Source organism: Natronobeatus ordinarius (assembly GCF_024362485.1).
Classification (GTDB): domain Archaea; phylum Halobacteriota; class Halobacteria; order Halobacteriales; family Natrialbaceae; genus Natronobeatus; species Natronobeatus ordinarius.
The window spans coordinates 3,150,323-3,170,072 of the sequence record NZ_CP101456.1 but is presented as its reverse complement, the minus strand read 5'-3'; the positions used below and the strand labels follow the sequence as shown (position 1 = coordinate 3,170,072).

Below are 19,750 nucleotides of genomic sequence, written 5' to 3'. Positions count from 1 at the left end.
AGCAGATGGACGGGGGCCTAATAAACGGTGGGTTTCCGGTCAGGGAAAACGGCAAGTTACCGTAGTTCGACCGGCGCGAGCCGGTTCTGTATGGTCGTCCGTGTGATTTTTGTTGTGGTTTGTTTGCATGCGTCCCATTCTCTTCCGCCAGCGGCGTTGGGCGTGAACGGGGACGGAGTACTGGTGCGTTCAGGCTCAGAAACTGGTCAAAGCGTATACAACCGCTCGAAGCGAGCGTTCGGGTATGCAGATCACGACCACAGATACCGTCCCGGACCGAGAGATCGTCGAAGTACTGGGCGTCGCCCGCGGCAACACTGTCGAGGCCAAGAACGTTGGTCGCGACATCACCCAGGGAATCCGGAACGTCTTCGGCGGCGAGCTCAAAGCCTACTCCGACCTGCTCACGAAAGCCCGAAACGAGGCGATCGACCGCATGGAGGCGGACGCCGAGCAGATGGGCGCTGACGCCGTCGTCACCGTTCGCCTCGAGACGTCACAGATCACCGACGGCGGCTCGGAAGTGATGGCGTACGGAACCGCCGTTCGGCTCCGGTAGCCGGAACGTAGTAGGGCTCGTTACTCTTCGAGTCCCTCGAAGTCGACGATACGGCTCCGGATCGGCTCCGGGATGGAACTCGGTCGCAGCTCTTCGTCGTCGACGAAGACGATCGTCGTCTCTGCCGTCGCGACAGTTGCGTCCTCGACGCGCAGGTCGTAGGTCATCGTCGCGCTGGTCTCGCCGAGCCTGGTCGTCTCGATTGCAACCGTCACCGTCTCACCGAGTGTCACCGGCCGTTCGAACGAGAGCTCGAGGTGTGCGAGGACGAAGTTGTACTCTCCGAACTCGAAGCCGAGGACGTCGTGAGCGTACGCCGCGCGAGCCTCCTCGATGTACGTGCCGTAAACGGCGTTGTTGACGTGGTTCAGCGTGTCGAGATCGCGATAGCGAACGGGGACGTCGACCGTGTACTCGTCGCTCATGTGTCGCGTCGGACGGCGGGGAAGACGAAAGTAACTGCGGTTTGGCTGGAAGGCGTGGGTCGATCCTGACGGCGGACCGCCCCTGGCTCGGCTACCGGAGACGGCGATGACTTCCCCGGCCCGCACAGTTATTATCGTCAGCTGTGAACGTCACGACGGTTTATGGGCGTCATACTGGCGGACGGACTCGCGAAGTCGTACGGTTCGGTCGAGGCGCTCTCCGGATTGAGCCTCGACGTCTCGCGAGGGGAGCTGTTCGGATTTCTGGGGCCGAACGGCGCCGGAAAGACGACGACGATCCGTATTCTGACCGGCCAGCTCGCGCCCGACCTGGGCACGGCTGAGGTGCTCGGGGTCGATCCGCTCGCCGAGCCGATCGAGACGCGTCGTCGCGTCGGCATCCTGCCCGAACAGGGGATGCCGCCGAGTTTCCTCACGCCGCGGGAGTACTTCGACTTCGTCGGAAGGGTGCGCGACCTCGAGCCCGACCTGGTCGCACAACGAGTCGAGCGGTGGGCTGACCGGCTCGCCTTCGGCGGGAAGCTCGACACGCTCCACACCGACCTCTCGCGGGGGCAACAACAGAAGGTGATGATCGCCCAGGCGTTCCTCCACGAGCCCGAGGTCGTCTTCATCGACGAACCGCTGGCGAACCTCGACCCGCTGGTTCAGGAGCAGGTGAAACGCTTCCTCGTCGCGTACGCCGCCGACGACAACGCCGTCTTCGTCTCGACGCACAACATCGACGTCGCAGAAGAGATCTGCACGCGCGTCGGCATCGTCGCCGACGGCCGGCTGGTCGCCGAACGGTCGCTCGAGGGTGCGCGAGCGGACGACGGTGACGGGGTCGCGGACGAGAGATCGCTACTCGAGACGTTCCTCGATCACGTCGAGGCCGCGGACCCGCGGGACACGCCGACGCCGACGGTGAGCGACTGATGCGATTGCACACCGACCTGGCGGTGTTCACCGCGCTGTTTCGCGAGGAGTGGCGGCTGCACGCCGAGCTGTTCGGCGGCCGTCGCTTCCTGCTCTTTCCCGCGTTGCTCGCCGGGCTGTCGGCGGCGGGGGCATTCGCGCTCGCCGAGACCGGCACCGCGACGAACGAGGTCGTTGTCGGCCTCCACCTCCTCGTCTTCACGTTCGGCCTCTACAGCGGCACCGCGGGCTTCGCTGGCTCGGACATGCTCGAGAACGTTTTCGGCCGGCTCACGCTCTTGCTCTCGAGTACGGAGACGCTTCCGCTCTCGAGACGACGGCTGCTGGGGGCGTTCCTCGTGAAGGACGCGCTCTACTACGGCGGGCTGTTCGTTCTGCCAATGGCGCTCGGAATCGTCCCCCTGGTAGGGCTCTCGGCGTCGACGCCCGCGACGGTCGGCTGGCTGTGGTGTTCGCTGTTCTTGCTCTTCGCGGCTGGCATGGCCGTCACGGTCGCCACCATCGCCGTCCGGACGCGGGGCGTGCCGGCGTGGGCCATCGGCGTCACCCTCGGACTGGTCGTCGTCGCCGCGTGGTGGAGCGGCGAGTACGGTACCGTCTGGAACGTCCTCGTCGTCTACGGCGGCTCGCCGGCGCAGGCTGCCGGCCTCGCCGTCGCGACCCTCGTCGTCGGAACGGTGGCGCTCGCCGGATACGACCCCACGTACAGCCGCCCGTCGCGGACCGCGAGCGATCGCTTCGCCCGGCTGGACGACTCGCTCCCGACCGGGGGGAAGGGGCTGGTCGCGAAGACCTTGCTCGACCTCGCGCGTTCGTCGGGCGGCGTCGTCAAACCCTTCGTCTCCGCGGGCATCCTGCTCGCGCTGGTGGCGTTCTTGGTCGGCGTCGTGAACGCGATCACGGGCATCGAACCGGCGCCGGGGATCTTCTTCGGCGCCGTCCTGGGCCTCTGTGCGTTCACGACGTACAACTGGCTCACCCAGTTCGACGCCGTCGAGGAGTACCTCGCCTACCCCGTCGCCGTCGAATCGGTGTTCGACGCCAAGCGGACGGCGTTCGTCCTCGTCGGCGCGCCGACGATGGCCCTGCCGTACCTCGTCGCCGTCGTCTGGTTCGAGGCGACCGCCCTCGACGCGGTCGCTGGCGCGATCCTCATGGGCGGCTACTCGCTGTACTACTACGGGCTGACCGTCTACATCGCGGGCTTCTCGCCCAACGAGTTCCTCTTCGACGCGCTACGTTTCGGGGCGTTCACCCTCGGCGTCGCCGTCCCCCTCGTGCCGACGCTGGTCGCCGGCTTCGTCGTCGTCCCGCCCACGCTCCCGATCGTCGCCGCGCTCTCCGCGTCGGGGCTCGTCTTCGGCGCGGTCGGGATCGTGCTCTCGAGTCGCGCCGGCCCTCGCTGGAGCGTTCGGTACCGCGCCGGCTAGTCTCGTCCCGTTTCCACAGCTGACAGCGGCTCGTCACCAGAGGCCAGGGACGAGCCGATACGGCGTCCGTTCGGCGTACGCCTCGTACTCGTCGCCCAGCTGGTCCCGGAGGGCGCGCTCTTCGACGGTGATTCGATAGCCGTAGCCGACCAGCCCGGCGCCGATCACGACGGCGAGGCTGACCCAGTTGCCGACCGCGACGCCGAGCCCGACCAGCGTGGTGAACCCGCCGGTGTACGACGGGTGTCGCACCCATCGGTAGGGACCCGACGTGACGACCGAATCCGTCGAATCGACGGTCACCTCGAGCGAGAAGTACTCGCGGAGCGTCCAGGCCGCGTACTGGCGAACGACCACCCCGAGGACCATCGTTCCGATCCCGCCCCAGAACGCGATCGCCGGGTGCGCCAGCGAGAGTGCGGTGACGAATTCGGAGACGAGGGCGGCGCCCAGAACGCCGGCAGCGACGGACAGTCCGAGAACGCGTTTCGACCCGCGGTCCTGCGAGGCGTCACCCCGCCCACCGAATCGCCACGCGATGTGCAGGTCCGATACGATCCAGAGGCCGATCGCCCCGAAAAAGACGTAGATGTGTGGCGGCTGTACATACACTGGCGGCGACATAGTTAGGAACCGATCGTGCCAGTCGATAACTGTTGGGAAATTGTCCCCTCAGCAGCACCCGATCGAGCCCGCTTCGAGAGACCTCGAGCGCCCGCGTTCGAACCCGCGACACGCTCATGTCCCCAGCAGTGGTATCGTATCCCGAAGAATGCCCGAGTGCGAACTCTGCGAGCGGACGGTGGCGAAGACGACGCGTCACCACCTGGTCCCGAAAAACCGCAAGGGGAGCCCGACCGTCGATCTCTGTCAGCCCTGTCACGACCAGGCCCACGCCGTCTTCACCCACCACGAGCTGAAACAGCACTACGACACACTCGAGAAACTCGAATCGGCGCCAGAGATCGAGAAATTCGTGCGCTGGGTGCGAAAGACCGACCCCACGCGAGTAAAGACCCGCGACGCCGAACGCGTCCGCGACTGGCGGTCGTAAGATGGCCCGAAACGCCCTCGTCACCGGCCCGCCCCGAAGCGGGAAGACGACCGCCCTCGAGCGAACCATCTCCCTGCTCCGCGAGCACGACTACGCGGTCGGCGGGATCTTCTGTCCCGAGTTGCGCGCAGACGGCGAGCGAGTCGGCTTCGAGATCGACGAAATCGCGCCGATGGAACTCGAGAGCGAGCGATTCGTTCGGGAGACCCGTCGCGCCCTCGACGCCCCGGTGCCGGTGCTGGCGGCGATCACGTATCGATCTCGGGACGGATTCCTCGGTGAGGTAAAGTCGAGAGCGGACGTCGAACGGTTCGAGGTGACGCTGGAGAGTCGCGACGAACTCCCCGGGGAACTGCTCGGGTGGGCTCGCACTCACTGAGGTCGATCGACGTGGTTCGGTCGTCGATCACTCCTCGACGAGCAGGTACGTCCGCGCGCCGCGGTGCTCGAGTGAGACCCGATCGGTGGCGACGTTCTGCTGGACGTACTCCTGAACCCCCTGCGCGTCCAGGCGGGTGACGTCGATGCGTCGCGGTGTCATCTGCGTCGGGTTCGGTTCGGCAGTTGCGTCCGATTCGTCAGTCGCCGCCCGTTCGCGTCGCGGTGCAACGAGTTCCATACCAGTCAGTGGTCGTGACCGTACGTCAATCCGATCCGTCCGGAGTGAAAGTGAAAGTGAGTGCCGTAAGCGGGGTCACTCTCCAGAGGTGCTCGAGCCCCTATTCGGCGCTACCCGAGCGGTTTGACCGTGACTCTGACCGCCTCGTCCTCGCGATCGAGTTCGAGTGTGACCTCGTCGACGATCGATTCGAGCGCCCGCTCGCGCCAGGACTCGAGGGCCGTCGCGTGTACCTCGCGAAGCCGGTTCGGGTCGGCCGACCCGTCGTCGGTGCCCCCAGCGCTCGAGTCGACGCCGTCGGCGTCGCCCCTCTCGGCCTCGACGGACTCGAGCGTGGGGTAGGCCTCGACGACCGCCTCGGTCAGCAGGTCCGCGGGCGAGACGTGGATGGCACCCGTCGCGCGGGTGTCGTCGACGTGGTAGACGTGGAGCCGGGCACGCATCCGACCGTGAAACGGCGGCGTAACGCGTACGACGGCCGTTCCGGGGTTCTCACGGCTGTAGACGAACGCGTTCACGACGTCCGCTCTCGAGACGGCGAGTGAACGGATCGCAGCCGGATCGGTCCCTCCCATCGACTCGCCGGTTGGGGGTCGAGCGGCTTAGGTTTCGTGTTCGCGCCGCTCGGGAACGCCTCCCCTATGGTAACCGTTGAACGTCATTGTACACCCGGTCACGACTGCAGCTCAGGCTGGGCTCGCCACTAGACGTCTCGCTCGACGACGAACTCGGTGAACTCGGCGAGTCGTCGCGTCACGTCGGGATCGAACTCGAGTTCTCGGATCTCCTCGCGCGCTTCGGCGGCGAGTTCGAGCGCGCGCTCGCGGGCGTACTCGATGCTGCCGGTCTCTTCGAGGATCGTGAGCGCCTCGAGGATCTCTTCGTCGGTGTTCTCGTCGGCGGCCAGGATCTCCTGGAGGCGCCGGGCGTCGTCCGGGTCGCTCTCCGCTAAGGCGTGGATGACGAGCAGGGTCGTCTTCCCCTCGCGGACGTCGTTACCGAACTCCTTACCGAAGTCGCCCGCCCGGCCCAGGGAGTGTTCGACGTCTAAGATGTCGTCGCCGATCTGGAACGCGATGGCGGTGCGCTCGGCGTAGTTGGCGACGGCGTCTTCGACCTCGGTCGGTTGGCCGGTGATGATCGCCGCGAGCCGGGCGACGATCCGGGCGAGACAGCCCGTCTTGCAGGCACACATCTCGAGGTACTCCTCGTGGTCGACCCGAACCTCGTCCTCGTTGTGCCAGCAGATGTCCATCCCCTGGCCGAGGTGAGTCCGGTTGAGTTCGTACGTCAGCATCTCGTAGGCCGCCAGCCGCCGCTCCGGCGGCAGGTTCCCGGGGTCGTTGGTCAGGACCTTCAGCGGGAGAAAGTACATCGCGTTCCCGGCGTTGAGCGCGACGTCCTGTCCGTAGCGGTGATGTAATGCCGGCTCGCCTCGCCGTATCGACGCCTCGTCCTCGACGTCGTCGACGATGATCGTCCCGTTGTGGAGGATCTCCGGAATGCAGGCGTACGGGAGGTACGCCTCGGGATCCTCCCCGAACGCCTCGACGAAGACGAGAAAGAGGACGGCTCGCCAGCGTTTCCCCCCACGATCGAGTAAGTCCCAGATCGGATCGGACAGCGCGTGCTGGATTCCCTCCGAATCGTACCGGTAGGTCGGCGCACCGAAGAACGACTCGAGATACTCGTCGTCCACGTTCCGAGGGAGCAGGTCGGAGATCGCCGCATCCACCGCCGGCCGCCACTCGGCAAGCGTTTCCCGCATACTCATCACGGTTGCAGAGCGACGTGAAAAAGGTTCAGTTCCGCCCGTACAGCTGACAGCGAGCAGATACTCGGGCCTCGAGCGACCCGGACGAATCCGCATCCACGCAACCGCCGGCCGAGAATTCCGTCATACAGACCGCTGAAGTCAGTTCTGGCGCAACCGCCACACGGTCGCGGTTGCGCCGGCAAATCACACAGTAATCCGTATCAGAGATCCATACCGCCGTTGACGTCGATTATCTCGCCGGTGACGTAGGAGGACTCCTCGCTAGCGAGGAATCGAACGACGCTCGCGATGTCTTCGACCTCCGCCAGCCGCTCGAGGGGGATGCCCGCGACGATGCGATCGAGGACCTTCTCGGGGACGGTCTCGATCATCTCCGTCTTCGTGTAGCCGGGGGCGACGCAGTTGGCCGTCGAGCCACCCTGGGCGAACTCGAGCGCGATGGTGCGGGTAAAACCGAACATCCCGCTTTTGGCCGTGGCGTAGTTGGCTTGGCCGAAGTTGCCCTGCTTGCCGACGACGCTCGAGATGTTGATGAGCCGGCCCTCCTCGGCCTCCCAGATGTCGTCGTAGAACTCCTGGGTGCAGTTGAACATCCCACCCAGGTTGACGTCGATGACGCGATCCCACTCGTCGCGGGTCATCTCGACGAACTGGGTGTCTGCGGTGATGCCGGCGTTGTTCACGAGGACATCTGCCGGGCCGAACGCGTCGTGACAGACCTCGCGTAAGTGCTCGACGGCCTCCCGGTCGGCCACGTCCGCCCGGGCGGCGACGGCTTCCCCGCCGGCGTCCTCGACCGCCACGACGGCCGCTCGCGCCGCCTCCTCCGAAGAGCGGTAGTTGATGACCACGTTCGCACCCTCTCGCCCGAGGTGCTCGGCGATACCGCGACCGATTCCCTTCGCGGAACCGGTGATGACGCAGGTTCGTCCATCCATCGACATGGGAATACGTTGGACCTCCGACGATATATAACAAGCTGTGTGACTAAGGTCCATACTAGATTCTGGTCCAATTCTCAACCGTATCTGGTCGGGAAATTATGCCTGATTGACGGATACTACCGGCAATGCGTTCGGCAGTCGGAGCCCTCGATCCGGCGTTCGCCATCACCCTCTGGATGGTCGGGTTCCTCCTCGCGGGGGTCTGTTTCGCGTACGCCATCGGGATGGACGCCACCGTGCGCGGCGCGAGCGGCCTCTTCTGGGGGCTTTCACCTGGATCCCCCCGTTCCTCGCGGTTCCAGCGTACCTCTTCTACCGGGCCCGTCGACTCTCCTCACGGGAGACGCTGGGACGCCTCGAGCGGTGGTTCGGCGCGTTCGGAATCGGGTTCGCGATGGCGGCCGTCGCCGCTGCCGTCGTCAGTCCGCCCGACCCGTTCTCCGTGATACTCGTCGACCTCCCGCTGGCGATCCGCTTCGTGCCAGGTGCCGCCTACCTCTGCTATGGGCCGGGCTGGTGGTCGCTCCGGGCACGTGTCGCGTGACAGAAAATCGGGAGCGCTATCGCTCGGTCGCTTGCTCGATCCAGTCTTCGATCCGACTCGGGGAGATACCGGTGTCGGCAGAGAGGGTCGCGGCGTCGGCGCTCGTGAGGTCGTCGAACGTCTCGATGCCGGCCTCGCGGAGGTCGTCGGCGTAGGCCTCGCCGACGCCGTTGAGTTCCGTTAGGTCGTCTGCATCCACCGTCTCGCCCGCACCGTTGGCCTCCGTTGCCTCGGCGAGAGTCGCGTCGGCTTCCTTCGGCTCGGGCGTCTCGGGCTCCGCGGTGACGGGCTCCTCGTCCACCTGCGAACGCTCCTCGAACCATGCACAGACGTCGGGCCAGAGCTCGGCGTGGCTCCGCGAGGAGACGGACATCCCGATGTGGCCGGTCGCGAACTCCATGATCTCGGTGTCCTCGCTCGGGATCTCCTCGTTGAATGGCTTCGAGGCGTTCGGCGGGATGAGGTGGTCGTACTCGGCGACGATCTGGAGGACGGGCATCTCGAGGTTCTCGATGTCGACGTGTTTGCTGTCGAGGTACAGTTCGTTCTGTATCAGCTTGTTCTCCTGGTAGACGTCGCTGATGAACTGGTCGTACGTCGCGCCGGCGACGTCGATACCGTCGCCGAGCCACTTCTCCATCCGGGCGAAGTTCTCGACGAAGTCCTCGTCCTCCATGTTCTCGTAGAAGCGGACGTACTTCGTCACGTTGTTCTGGACGGGGTCCATCAGCGCGAAGCCAACGTCCAGGAACTCCGCCGGGACGTTGCCGAAGGTGTCGGTGACTCTCTCGGGATCGTAGTACTCGTCGGCACCCCAGAGCTCGAGGACGCCGCCGTCGCCGGCGAAACAGAGGCCGGCGGCCATCAGACCGAGGTTGCGAACCTTCTCGGGGTAGAGGGCGGCGTACATCGTCGACATGGTGCCACCCATGCAGTAGCCGAGGATATTGATGGCGTCCTGCCCGGAGCGGTCGCGGACGACGTCGACGCAGTTGTCGATGTACCGGGTGACGTAGTCGTCGAGCGTCAGCGTCCGGTCCATGGGCGAGGGTTCACCCCAGTCGACCAGGTAGACGTCGAAGCCCTCCTCGAGTAACGTCTGGACGACCGACCGATCGGGCTGGAGGTCGAGGATGTACGGCCGGTTGATCAGCGCGTAGACGATCAGGATGGGGACGTCGTGTTGCTCGTCGGTCAGTGGCTCGTAATGTTTGAGGTGGAGTTTGTTCTCCTCGTAGACGATCTCGTGGGGGGTCTGTCCCACCTCGACTTCGTTCAGCGTCTCCGATCGATCCGGGGCGACGGAGGCGTTCTCGGTCAGTTCGATCGCTCCCTCCCAGGCCTGGCGCTGCATGTCCAGCGCGAGTGCGTACGGGTTCTTCATTCTTCGAGTGCCTCGAGGACGCGGTCGAGTTTCTCCTCGACTGCGTGCTGTCGCCGCTCGAGTTCGACCAGCCGATCGCCGACCTCTAAGACGTCGCTCTCGGTAGCGAAGCCGAGGCTTCGGAGCGTCGTTTCGGCAGCCTCGTCGGCCTGTTGCTGTGCCTCTAAGACGTCGCCGACGGTCTCGCCGGTCATCTTGGCGAAGGCCGTCGTCGACATCACTTCTTTGAACGCCTCGTTGGCCGTGTTGAGCCAGATGTCGCGAAACTCCTCGAGTTCGACGTCCTCGCCCTCGAGTACGTCGTTCATCCGCTCGGCCATCTGCGTCGAGGCGGTCATCCACGCGTCGTACGCACGGGCGTAGCCTTCGACGCCCTCGGCCATCTCGCCGTCGTCGGTCGCCTCGCCGACGGCGTCGGCCCAGCTCTCGACGAACTGCGCCTGGGCTTCCATGTTCCCCTCGATCGCCTCGAGGAACTGCTCGTTCCACCGTTCGACCATCGCGTTCCAGTTTTGCACGTCTGCGCTTGAGTCTGTCATTGGACGAAAATGGGGCTGCTAGCGTGAAAAAGTATTGTTACTACGCCGAAACGTCGAACTCGCTCGCGGCGTCCTCGACGTTCTCGGAGAGCTCTGCGACGTTGGCCTCGACCTGTTCGTGGGCCTCGAGCAGCGAGTCGAACGAGGAGTCGACGACCTCGGCGTAGCTCTCGGCGAACTCGTCGTAGGCCGTGCCGGACTCCTCGACGGCGTCGACGACTGCCTCGAGCGACTGGACCTGTGCGTCGGTGGCGGCGTCGAACTGTTCGTCGACAATCTCGCGGAGCTCGTCGAAGTCGGCCGTCTCCTCGGGCATGTTCGCTTCGACGGCGTCGAAGTAGGCGTGGATCGCGCCCTTGGTCAGTTCGGCGTTCTGCTCGATCATCGACTCGGAGGCCGAAACGACGTCGGCGGCGGCGCCGAACGAGGACCGCTGGGCCTCGAGCAGCTCGTGGGTCATCGACTGGCTCTGTTCGACGGCGGTGCGCTGGGCTTCGAAAACGGCGGTGAATGGGTTCTGGGTCATGATTACTGATCCTCGCGGGTTCGTTTGACGGGGACGACGATCGTCTGCACGATGTCGCCCTCTTCGATGTCGAGTGCATCCCGTTCGGGTTCGGGAATGCTGATCCGGCCGCCGCTCTGCACGCGGGCTTTGAACGTCGCGGTTCCCATGTTCATCGGACCGAAGCTCGAGGCCCCTTCGAACGCTTCGAAGGGGTTCGTGCCGGCTTGCATCAACTGTGTCATCAGCTCCTGCTGGGACTCAGCGACCTGCTCGCCCGCTTCCTGCATCTGCTTCGTGAACAGCATCGGCAACCAGGGCGGCTGGCCGGAAGTATCCGTCATCAACTGAAACAACGGTCGGATCACTATTAAACCTTTCCACCGAATACCATATGGTGACATTGAATGGTTTTGAGTGGTGTTTCCCTCCTTTCAGCAACCATCTATGGGTCGTCCCCCCCTCTCGATCGAACGAATCGAAGCCTGCCCAACGCGATCGACTCGAGCAGTCAGCACCGGCTCGAGGCGACGCTTCGCAAGCGGCCGATCGTCGCGAGCGGGACCGCCTGAACGGGCGTCCGTCGGCCGCTCGATTCGGATCGTTCCACGACGATATTCCCCGCGTATTTGACGCTTGTTGACACGTCGTGCTCCGACCAGCGCCTCGAACCAGACGTGCGCTCGAGTGCCAGCAGCGCTCGAACGGGCTATCGGAGGAGGCCGTCTCCGTGACGATGGGGTAAGAGGTTCTTATGTAAACCAAAGAAGTGATAACCGTCAGCCCCTTACAGTGTTACTATATGACACAGCAGGACGCTGCGGGGAGTAATCTTTCGGCGATGACGAACGTATGGACGACGATGACCAGTAGCTTCCTGCAGGGTGCAGTCGCAGCCAATCGCGCTGCCACCGCTGCGATGCTACCGCCGGTCGCCAGCGCCAACGGTTCGAGCCACGAACCCGCCGCGTCCGACCCCGAGGCCGTTTCGCCGCCGATTCCCTCGCTCGAGTACTCGAATCTCGGCTGGGAGTTCGAGCGCACCGTCGACGATCCCGAGGCCATGACGGTCGGCGACCTGGTCACCTTCGAGAAAGCCATCACCGAAGCCGACGTCCGCGCGTTCGCGGAGATTAGCGGCGACACCAACCGACTCCACCTCGACGAGGCGTTCGCCGCCGAGAGCCGATTCGGCGAGCGGATCGTCCACGGCACGCTCGTCTCCGGGCTCATCAGCGCCGCCCTCGCTCGCCTCCCGGGGCTAACCGTCTACCTCTCCCAGGATCTCGAGTTCCGCGCCCCCGTCGCGATCGACGACCGCGTCTCCGCCCGGGTCGAGGTCGTCGAGGACCTCGGGAACGGCCAGTTCCGACTCGAGACGCTCGTCCGGGATGAGACCACCGACACGGTGGTCATCGACGGTGAGGCCGTCGTGCTGATCGACGATCTGCCCCAGGAGTGACCCTGCGCCGGCGCACCATTTTCTCGCCGACCGCCGATATCGTCGGCCCTGTGCCGGGCACGCGTACCCTGGCTGGCGTCCTCCAGTAGTATAAGTAGTTCCTCGAGAACACCCCTAGCATGACGCTGTTCGGGACGGCAGGGATTCGTGGCCCCGTCGAGGAACGAGTGACACCGGCGCTGGCCCTCGCGGTCGGGCAGGCTGCTGGGGAATCGGGAGCGACGTTCGTCGTCGGCCGGGACGGCCGGGAGACGGGAGCTGCACTCGCCGCGGCGGTGACTGCCGGCCTCGAGAGCGCCGGCGCGGACGTCAAGCGCGTCGGCGTGGTGCCGACGCCCGCGCTCGCGTTCGCCTCGCAGGGTCGCCGCGGCGTGATGGTGACCGCGAGCCACAACCCGCCCGCGGACAACGGGCTCAAACTCTTCGTCGACGGCGTCGAGTACGACCGCAGCCAGGAGGAGGCCGTCGAAGCCCTCGTCGAGGCACCGGAACTTGCCCCCTGGGACGAGTGGGGCCGGTCGGAACGACTCGAGGTGCTCGAACCCTACCGCGAGGCGGTCGTCGATTACGTCCGCGAGGCGGTCGCCGGCGAGGCGCGGCCGCTCGAGGGACTGTCCGTCGTCGTCGACTGCGGGGCGGGCGTCGGCGCGCTCGCGACACCACAGGTGCTCGAGCGCCTCGGGGCCGACGTGGTCGCCCTGAACGCGACCGTCGACGGCCACTTCCCCGCCCGCGAGAGTAAGCCGACGCCAGAGACGCTAACCGACCTCTCGGCGTTCCTCGCCGACGGATCGTTCGACCTCGGGCTGGCCCACGACGGCGACGCCGACCGGCTGGTGGTCCTCGACGGCGACGGCGAGGTGATCCACGAAGACACCGTGCTGGCGGTCGTCGCCGCCCACTACGCCCGGACGACCGACGCCGACGTTCCGGTCGTCGTCACCACCCCCAACGCCTCCGCACGCATCGACGAACAGGTTCGCGAGGCGGGCGGGCGCGTCGAACGCGTCCGACTCGGTGCCCTCCACGAGGGAATCGCGCGGGAACGCGAGCGCGGCGGCGCCGGAACCGCGGTCGTCTTCGCCGCCGAACCCTGGAAGCACGTCCATCCCGCCTTCGGTGGCTGGATCGACGGCGTCGTCAGCGCCGCGGTCGTCGCCGCGCTCGTGGCCGACGCCGGTGGAACAGACCCGCTGCGCGAGCCGGTCTCCGAACGCCCGTACCGAAAGGTGAGCGTCGACTGCCCCGACGCGGCGAAGGCGGCGGCGATGGCCCGACTCGAGACGTCCCTGCCCGAGACGTTCCCCGACGCGACCGTCGAAACGGACTACGGCGTGCGACTCGAGTTCCCCGACGCCTCGTGGCTTTTGGTTCGGCCGAGCGGCACCGAACCCTACGTCCGGCTCTACGCCGAGAGCGACGCGGTCGACGACCTGGTTGCCGACGCGCGTGCGGTCCTCGAGTCCGCGGTCGAAGCCGCGGGATAACCGTCGATCGAAACCGGTCGTCGAGCGCGGATCGGCTGTGACCGATCGCGGATCGTCGGCCGTGGACCGATTGCGAGCGTTCGGCCGACGATCGGGACCGTTTGCGCTCTCTCAGCCGTCAGCGGACCGTATTATTTAACTTACTGTCGTCTACAATGGACGTTCATGGTACGTGATAGACGACGATTCTTACAGGCAGTAAGCACCGCCGGCCTCGCGGCCGTCGCAGGCTGTGTCGGCGGGTTCGGCGACGAAGAGACGGAGTCGGCGGCGACCGTCGGGATGATCTACTCGACGGGTGGGCTCGGCGACAACTCGTTCAACGACATGGCTCAGCAGGGGGTCATGGCAGCCGACGAGGAGTTCGGCGTCTCCTACGACGAGACCGAACCGGACACGGAGGGCGACTTCGACTCGATCCAGCGGGACTTCGCCGAGTCCGGGGAGTACGACCTGATCACCTGCGTCGGCTTCCAGCAGGAGGATCCGCTGGCGGACAACGCACCGGAGTACCCCGAACAGAACTTCATCATCATCGACGCGGTCGTCGAGGACGCGGACAACGTCCGCAGCTACGTCTTCGGCGAGCACGAGGGCTCGTTCCAGGTCGGCCACCTCGCGGGGCTGCTTACCACCGAGGAGTTCGAGGCGGGCGACGCCGCGACCGACCCGGACGAGGCGACCGTCGGCTTCGTCGGCGGCATCGAGGCGCCGCTGATCCGAAAGTTCGAGGCCGGCTTCGTCGCTGGCGTCGAACACGCCAATCCGGACGTCGAGGTCGTCACGAGCTACGTCGGCGACTTCAACGATACCGCCGGCGGCCGGGAGACGGCGCTCTCGATGTACCAGGACCAGGGCGCCGACATCGTCTACCACGCGGCCGGCGCGACCGGCGTGGGCGTCTTCCAGGCCGCCGAGTCGGAGGGGCGGCTGGCGATCGGCGTCGACGACGACCAGTCGGTCTCCGAAGAGGACTACGCGGACGTCATCGTCGCGAGTATGGTGAAAGGAGTCGACGAGGCGGTCATCGACGCCGTCGCCGACGTCATCGACGACGAGTTCTCCGGCGGCGTCGAGGAACTCGGGCTCGCGGACGACGGCGTCGGCGTCGCCTACGGTCAGTCGATCGGCGACGCCGTCCCCGACGAGATCGTTTCCGCGCTCGAGGAGTCTGAAGCCGCGATCGTCGACGGCGAGATCGACGTTCCCGAGCAACCCTAGGTCGTCATGACCGAACCGGGAGCGGGCGAAACGAGCGAGAGAGCCGACAGTTCGGTCACCGACGGTGCGGTCGCCGTCCACCTCGACGGGATCACCAAGCGATTCCCCGGCGTCGTCGCGAACGACGACGTCGACCTCCGCGTCGAACGGGGGACCGTCCACGCGCTGCTCGGCGAGAACGGGGCGGGGAAGACGACCCTGATGAACGTCCTCTACGGGCTGTACGAGCCCGACGAGGGCCGGATCGTGGTCGACGGCGTCGAACGAACCTTCGAGACGCCGCGCGACGCGATCGACGTCGGCGTCGGGATGATCCACCAGCACTTCATGCTCGTCGGGCCGATGACCGTCGCCGAGAACATCGCCCTCGGGAACGAACCGCGCAAGTGGCTCGGGCTGGCCGTCGATCGGGACCGCATCGATCGCGAGATCCGGCGGCTCTGTGAGAAGTACGGCCTCGACGTCGATCCCGACGCCACCGTCGAGGAACTGGACGTCGGCGTGCAACAGCGCGTCGAGATCCTCAAGGCGCTCTACCGCGGCGCGGACGTGCTCGTCCTCGACGAGCCGACGGCCGTCCTCACGCCACAGGAGGTCGAGGGACTGTACGCCGTCCTCGATGAGCTCACCGACCAGGGGAAGACGGTCATCTTCATCACCCACAAGCTCGGGGAGGCGATGCACGCCGCCGACGCGATCACCGTCCTCCGTGACGGCGAATCGGTCGCCACGGTCGATCCGGCGGCGGCGACCCGCGAGGACCTCGCTGAGCGCATGGTCGGTCGCGAGGTCGTCCTCGAGATCGACGCTCCGCCGGCGGACGCCGGCGACCCGGTCCTCTCGGTCGATACCCTCACCGTCGAGGACCGACGCGGCGTGGAGACGGTCTCCTCGGTCGACTTCGAGGTCCGGGCCGGCGAGATCTTCGGCATCGCTGGCGTGGACGGCAACGGACAGGCGGAGCTGGCAGAGGCGATCACGGGGCTCCGGACGCCCGCAGCCGGGCGAATCGACTTCGACGGCACGGAGATCACGACCCTGTCCCGGCGCGACCGGATCGACGCGGGGATGGCCTACGTCCCGGCGGACCGCCACGAACGCGGACTCGTGATGTCGTTCGACCTCGTCGAGAACGGCGTCCTCGGGAGCCACCGATCGCCGCCGTTCGCCGAGTCCGGCCGGATCGACTGGGCAAGCGCGCGCGAACACGCCGACGCGATCGTCGACACGTACGACGTCCGGCCGCCGGACGCCGAGGCGGGCGCCGCTTCGCTGTCGGGCGGGAACCAGCAGAAGTTCATCGTCGGCCGTGAGATCGAGCGCGATCCGACGCTCGTGATCGCGACCCACCCGACCCGCGGCGTCGACGTCGGCTCGACGGAGTTCATCCACGACCGGCTGCTCGAACTCCGTCGCGAGGGCGTAGCGATCGTGCTCGTCTCCTCGAAACTCGACGAGGTGCGGGGGCTGTCGGATCGGCTCGCGGTCATGTACGAGGGCGATTTCGTCGATGTGGTCGATCCCAACGACGTCACCGAAGAGGAAGTCGGGCTGTTGATGGCCGGCGAGCGTCCCGAACGGCTCGTCAGCGCCTCGAACGGAGGGGTGCGCTGATGCGAGCCAGGCTCGAACGGCTCTTCGAACGGCTCGTCCACGCGTCAGCCCTCGAGCGCGTGGCGATCAGCGTCGCGGCGCTGCTCGTGGCGATCGTCGTCGGCGGCGTCTTCGTCTTCGTCTCGGGTGCGTTCGCGAGCTGTCGAACCGGCCTGAACCTGGCCGGCCAGACGTTCTGTTACAACCCGATGCAGGTCTACTACGAGCTGTTTCTCGGCGCGCTCGGCCATCCGCTCGAGGGCGGCTGGCACCCGCGGAACCTCCGGCTGGCGACGACGCTCCAGCAGACGACGCTGCTGATCTTCGCGGGGCTGTCGGTCGCCGTCGCGTTCCGCGCGGGGCTGTTCAACATCGGGACGCAGGGGCAGCTGGTCGTCGGCGGGTTCGCCACCGGCATCACCGTCCTCGCGGCGGCCTCGATCTTGCCGGGCGGGTTCCTCGGCACCGTCTTGCTCATCCCGATCGGCGTGCTCGCGGGCGCGGTCGCCGGCGGGCTCTACGGCGCGATCCCCGGCGCGCTCAAGGCGTACGCCGACGCCAACGAAGTGATCACGACGATCATGCTCAACTTCGTCGCCGTGGGCGTCACCTCGACGCTGCTCTCCTGGCAGTTCCAGGATCCCGACAGCGCGAACTCACAGACGGCAGCGGTCCCGGAGTACGCGACGATTCCGACGATCCCGATCGTCGGCTTCCACGGGCGGATGAGCTTCTCGCTGCTCGCGCTGGCGTTCGCAATCGCCCTCATGGTCGCGATCGCGTGGCTGCTGGCGGCGACCTCCTTCGGCTACGAGCTCCGGACCAGCGGCATCCAGCCGGCGGCGGCCGCCTACGGCGGGGTCGACGAGAAACGGATGGTCGTCGCGAGCATGACCCTCTCGGGCGCGCTCGGGGGGATTGCCGGCGCCTTCTGGGTGCTCATGGTTCACGGTCGCTGGCTCGAGAACGTCCCTCCGCTCGGGTTCGACGGCATCGCCGTCTCGATCCTGGCGGGCAACAACCCGCTCGGCGTCGGGGCGGCGGCGTTCCTCTTCGGCATCCTCTCGAGTGGCTCGAGCGCGGTCGGGACGGCGACGGCCGTCCCGCCGGAGCTGGTCGGCATCGTCAGCGGGCTCGTCATCCTGTTCGTGGCGATGCCGGAGTTCTTCCGGCTGCTCGGCCGCCGGTACCTCGACGTCGAGACGCATCGTCCGGTCCGGGCGGACGGCGGAGGTGAGGCGGATGAGTGATCGCATTCCCCGAACGGCTGCCCTCGCCGTCTTCGGGGCCGGCGCCGCGACCATGCTCGTCGTCGGCCTGGCGTTCCCGGACTCCTGGGTCGCCGCGTTACTCTCCGTGTTCGCGAGCCCGAGCATGCACGAGGCCACCCTCCGACTGGCGGTCCCAATCGCGCTGGCCGCGATCGGCGGCATCTTCGCCGAGAAAAGCGGCGTCATCAACATCGGCCTCGAGGGGCTGTTGATCGTCTCGGCCTTTTCGGCGATCCTCGTCACCTTCTGGATCGGCGCCGGCGAGTCGACGATGGGCGTCTCGAACCACTGGTGGGGCTTTCTCGCCGGCGTCGGAGCGAGCACGCTCTTCGCGCTGGTGTTCGCGGTCGTCTGCCTCGAGTTCGAAGCCGACCAGATCATCGCTGGCCTGGCGATCTGGCTCATCGCGCTCGGGCTCGCACCCTTCGCCTCACGGATCGTCTTCCAGAGCCCCAATACGGCGCGAGTCGGCACGTTCGACAGCGTCACCGTACCGGTACTCTCGGAGCTGCCGGTCGTCGGCTACCTGCTGTTCGATACGGGCCCCGAGGTGTGGATCATGCTGCTCGCGACGGTCGCCGGCTGGTACCTGCTCACGCAGACCGCGTTCGGCCGGTGGGTCGTCGCCAGCGGCGAGAACCCGAAGGCGCTCGATACGGCCGGCGTCGACGTCCGGCGGGTCCGGTACGCCGCCGTCCTCCTCTCGGGCGTCTTCGCGGGGCTGGGCGGGGCCGGCTTCGCGCTCGGCCAGCTCGGAACGTTCGCCGGCGGCGGCGAGACCGACATCGGTGGCCGTGGGTTCATCGCCATCGCGACCTACCTCTTCGCGAACTACCACCCCGTGGGTGCCCTCGGCGGCTCGCTCCTCTTCGCCGGCCTCGACGCCGTGCAGATCCGCCTGCAGGCGCTCGGCTACGCGGTGCCGACCGAACTCATCCGCACTATTCCCTACGTCACGGTCGTCGTCGTGCTCGTGTTCGTCGGCAAGACCCGGATCCCGTCGTCGGCCGGAGAGCACTACGACTCAAGCGAGGACTGACCTCGCCGTCGCACCCACTTTCGGGACGCTGCGAACCGACCCGCGACCACCGGAACCGGCAGCCATCCACTGGTACGAGGCCGGTGACTTCTTACCCCGAGCGCGAGTGTCTCCGCCATGGACGAGTTGATCGAGGCCGCCCGCGAGGTCCAGGATCGCGCGCACGTCCCCTACTCCGACTACCGGGTTGGGGCTGCACTCGAAACCGCCGACGGCGAGGTCTTCGTCGGCTGTAACCTCGAGAACGCGAACTACAGCAACAGCCTCCACGCCGAGGAGGTGGCGATCGCCGAGGCGGTCAAGCAGGGCCACCGCGACTTCGTCCGGCTCGCCGTCAGCTCCGACCGCCGGGACGGGGTCACGCCCTGCGGGATGTGCCGCCAGACGCTCGCGGAGTTCTGCGACGACGACCTCCTCGTCCTCTGTGACGAAGGCGACGCGGTGTGTGAGTACACCCTCGGCGAACTCCTGCCGAACACGATCACCGAAGAGATGCTCGAGTAACGGGTCCTACAGCCGTTTCTCGAGCACTTCCCGGAGGATCGTCCGGTGACACCGCTTCTTCTCGGTGTTCTCGTAACAGACAAGTGCGAGCGACTCGCCTCCCGCGAGTCGGTCCCCGAGTTCCTCGAGGGCCGCCCGCGCGTCGGCCGACTCCTCGAGGTACATTTGATATCGCGACTCGAAGTTGACCTGGTCCCACGCGGCGTTGTGAGCCCCTTCCTCGCAAAGCCCCTGGATCTTCAGGTCGTCTTCGGCCGCGCTGACCGCCTCGAGCAGGTCCGACGGCGGCCCGAGCTCGGGGACGTTCTCGTCGACAGACCCGTGGAACCATCGCGTCGGTTTGCGGACGACGCCGACGAGCGTCGCGTCCGGATCGACGTCAGCCCGGTCGTGCTGCAGGGCGGCGACGTACGTGTCCTCGAGCGTTCCCCGTGCCATACCGGACCTTCGTTCG

Annotated in this window: 24 protein-coding genes; 13 read left to right on the top strand and 11 right to left on the bottom strand. The window is 66.6% G+C overall.

Annotated elements, in window-relative coordinates:
* Nucleotides 1–244: 244 nt before the first annotated feature.
* Nucleotides 245–559, top strand: a complete 315-nt coding sequence (locus tag NMQ09_RS16115; RefSeq protein ID WP_255191606.1) for a YbjQ family protein — start codon at nucleotides 245–247, stop codon at nucleotides 557–559.
* 20 nt (nucleotides 560–579) lie between these two features.
* Here NMQ09_RS16115 and NMQ09_RS16110 read toward each other — a convergent pair whose 3' ends face one another.
* Nucleotides 580–984 carry an acyl-CoA thioesterase gene (locus NMQ09_RS16110; protein ID WP_255191605.1) on the bottom strand — a complete coding sequence of 135 codons (405 nt, stop codon included), beginning with the start codon at nucleotides 982–984 and terminating at the stop codon, nucleotides 580–582.
* 162 nt (nucleotides 985–1,146) lie between these two features.
* Here NMQ09_RS16110 and NMQ09_RS16105 point away from each other — a divergent pair, with 162 nt between their 5' ends.
* Nucleotides 1,147–1,923: an ABC transporter ATP-binding protein gene (locus NMQ09_RS16105; protein WP_255191604.1), complete on the top strand. Its 777-nt coding sequence runs from the start codon at nucleotides 1,147–1,149 to the stop codon at nucleotides 1,921–1,923.
* Nucleotides 1,923–3,353 carry a hypothetical protein gene (locus NMQ09_RS16100; protein WP_255191603.1) on the top strand — a complete coding sequence of 477 codons (1,431 nt, stop codon included), beginning with the start codon at nucleotides 1,923–1,925 and terminating at the stop codon, nucleotides 3,351–3,353. Before NMQ09_RS16105 ends, NMQ09_RS16100 begins: the two co-directional genes overlap by 1 nt.
* A gap of 33 nt (nucleotides 3,354–3,386) precedes the next feature.
* Here NMQ09_RS16100 and NMQ09_RS16095 read toward each other — a convergent pair whose 3' ends face one another.
* On the bottom strand, nucleotides 3,387–3,977 hold the full coding sequence (locus NMQ09_RS16095) for a methyltransferase family protein (RefSeq protein WP_255191602.1): 591 nt from the start codon (nucleotides 3,975–3,977) through the stop codon (nucleotides 3,387–3,389).
* 148 nt (nucleotides 3,978–4,125) lie between these two features.
* Between NMQ09_RS16095 and NMQ09_RS16090 the strand changes: the two genes are divergently transcribed.
* Both NMQ09_RS16090 and NMQ09_RS16085 read left to right on the top strand, forming a co-directional pair.
* Entirely contained in the window at nucleotides 4,126–4,407 is a 282-nt protein-coding gene (locus NMQ09_RS16090; protein ID WP_255191601.1) for an HNH endonuclease, read from the top strand.
* Between the two features lies 1 nt (nucleotide 4,408).
* Nucleotides 4,409–4,786: a nucleoside-triphosphatase gene (locus tag NMQ09_RS16085; protein WP_255191600.1), complete on the top strand. Its 378-nt coding sequence runs from the start codon at nucleotides 4,409–4,411 to the stop codon at nucleotides 4,784–4,786.
* A gap of 27 nt (nucleotides 4,787–4,813) precedes the next feature.
* Here the strand turns inward: NMQ09_RS16085 and NMQ09_RS16080 are convergent, their stop codons facing one another.
* From NMQ09_RS16080 to fabG, 4 genes are all read right to left on the bottom strand, one after another.
* Complete coding sequence (locus NMQ09_RS16080; protein ID WP_255191599.1) at nucleotides 4,814–5,026, bottom strand: hypothetical protein; 213 nt, start codon at nucleotides 5,024–5,026, stop codon at nucleotides 4,814–4,816.
* Nucleotides 5,027–5,136: 110 nt separating this feature from the next.
* On the bottom strand, nucleotides 5,137–5,601 hold the full coding sequence (locus NMQ09_RS16075) for a DUF8009 family protein (RefSeq protein WP_255191598.1): 465 nt from the start codon (nucleotides 5,599–5,601) through the stop codon (nucleotides 5,137–5,139).
* 128 nt (nucleotides 5,602–5,729) lie between these two features.
* Nucleotides 5,730–6,794 (bottom strand): polyprenyl synthetase family protein, encoded by a 1,065-nt coding sequence (locus NMQ09_RS16070; RefSeq protein WP_255191597.1) that lies wholly within the window; start codon nucleotides 6,792–6,794, stop codon nucleotides 5,730–5,732.
* Nucleotides 6,795–7,003: 209 nt separating this feature from the next.
* Nucleotides 7,004–7,747 (bottom strand): 3-oxoacyl-ACP reductase FabG, encoded by a 744-nt coding sequence (fabG, locus tag NMQ09_RS16065; RefSeq protein ID WP_255191596.1) that lies wholly within the window; start codon nucleotides 7,745–7,747, stop codon nucleotides 7,004–7,006.
* A 125-nt stretch (nucleotides 7,748–7,872) separates the two neighbouring features.
* Between fabG and NMQ09_RS16060 the strand changes: the two genes are divergently transcribed.
* Nucleotides 7,873–8,193, top strand: coding sequence for a hypothetical protein (locus NMQ09_RS16060; RefSeq protein WP_255191595.1), 321 nt, complete (start codon nucleotides 7,873–7,875; stop codon nucleotides 8,191–8,193).
* A gap of 114 nt (nucleotides 8,194–8,307) precedes the next feature.
* Here the strand turns inward: NMQ09_RS16060 and phaC are convergent, their stop codons facing one another.
* From phaC to NMQ09_RS16040, 4 genes are read right to left on the bottom strand one after another with little or no spacing between them, the layout of a single operon-like run.
* Nucleotides 8,308–9,675, bottom strand: coding sequence for a class III poly(R)-hydroxyalkanoic acid synthase subunit PhaC (gene phaC / locus NMQ09_RS16055; protein WP_255191594.1), 1,368 nt, complete (start codon nucleotides 9,673–9,675; stop codon nucleotides 8,308–8,310).
* Complete coding sequence (locus NMQ09_RS16050) at nucleotides 9,672–10,214, bottom strand: poly(R)-hydroxyalkanoic acid synthase subunit PhaE (RefSeq protein WP_255191593.1); 543 nt, start codon at nucleotides 10,212–10,214, stop codon at nucleotides 9,672–9,674. Before NMQ09_RS16050 ends, phaC begins: the two co-directional genes overlap by 4 nt.
* 40 nt (nucleotides 10,215–10,254) lie before the next feature.
* Nucleotides 10,255–10,740, bottom strand: coding sequence for a hypothetical protein (locus tag NMQ09_RS16045; protein WP_255191592.1), 486 nt, complete (start codon nucleotides 10,738–10,740; stop codon nucleotides 10,255–10,257).
* A 2-nt stretch (nucleotides 10,741–10,742) separates the two neighbouring features.
* Complete coding sequence (locus NMQ09_RS16040; protein WP_255191591.1) at nucleotides 10,743–11,063, bottom strand: AbrB/MazE/SpoVT family DNA-binding domain-containing protein; 321 nt, start codon at nucleotides 11,061–11,063, stop codon at nucleotides 10,743–10,745.
* A 458-nt stretch (nucleotides 11,064–11,521) separates the two neighbouring features.
* Here NMQ09_RS16040 and NMQ09_RS16035 point away from each other — a divergent pair, with 458 nt between their 5' ends.
* The 7 genes from NMQ09_RS16035 to cdd all read left to right on the top strand — a co-directional run bounded on the left by NMQ09_RS16035 (nucleotide 11,522) and on the right by cdd (nucleotide 19,296).
* Nucleotides 11,522–12,181 carry a MaoC family dehydratase gene (locus NMQ09_RS16035; RefSeq protein ID WP_255191590.1) on the top strand — a complete coding sequence of 220 codons (660 nt, stop codon included), beginning with the start codon at nucleotides 11,522–11,524 and terminating at the stop codon, nucleotides 12,179–12,181.
* Between the two features lie 119 nt (nucleotides 12,182–12,300).
* On the top strand, nucleotides 12,301–13,668 hold the full coding sequence (locus tag NMQ09_RS16030; RefSeq protein ID WP_255191589.1) for a phosphohexomutase domain-containing protein: 1,368 nt from the start codon (nucleotides 12,301–12,303) through the stop codon (nucleotides 13,666–13,668).
* Nucleotides 13,669–13,833: 165 nt separating this feature from the next.
* Entirely contained in the window at nucleotides 13,834–14,889 is a 1,056-nt protein-coding gene (locus NMQ09_RS16025) for a BMP family lipoprotein (protein WP_255191588.1), read from the top strand.
* A gap of 6 nt (nucleotides 14,890–14,895) precedes the next feature.
* Complete coding sequence (locus NMQ09_RS16020; RefSeq protein WP_255191587.1) at nucleotides 14,896–16,503, top strand: ABC transporter ATP-binding protein; 1,608 nt, start codon at nucleotides 14,896–14,898, stop codon at nucleotides 16,501–16,503.
* Entirely contained in the window at nucleotides 16,503–17,732 is a 1,230-nt protein-coding gene (locus NMQ09_RS16015; RefSeq protein WP_255191586.1) for an ABC transporter permease, read from the top strand. Before NMQ09_RS16020 ends, NMQ09_RS16015 begins: the two co-directional genes overlap by 1 nt.
* Nucleotides 17,725–18,792: an ABC transporter permease gene (locus tag NMQ09_RS16010; RefSeq protein ID WP_255191585.1), complete on the top strand. Its 1,068-nt coding sequence runs from the start codon at nucleotides 17,725–17,727 to the stop codon at nucleotides 18,790–18,792. Before NMQ09_RS16015 ends, NMQ09_RS16010 begins: the two co-directional genes overlap by 8 nt.
* Nucleotides 18,793–18,909: 117 nt before the next feature.
* Complete coding sequence (gene cdd / locus NMQ09_RS16005) at nucleotides 18,910–19,296, top strand: cytidine deaminase (protein WP_255191584.1); 387 nt, start codon at nucleotides 18,910–18,912, stop codon at nucleotides 19,294–19,296.
* 6 nt (nucleotides 19,297–19,302) lie between these two features.
* Here cdd and NMQ09_RS16000 read toward each other — a convergent pair whose 3' ends face one another.
* Nucleotides 19,303–19,734: a DUF488 domain-containing protein gene (locus NMQ09_RS16000; protein ID WP_255191583.1), complete on the bottom strand. Its 432-nt coding sequence runs from the start codon at nucleotides 19,732–19,734 to the stop codon at nucleotides 19,303–19,305.
* Between the last annotated feature and the right edge of the window lie 16 nt (nucleotides 19,735–19,750).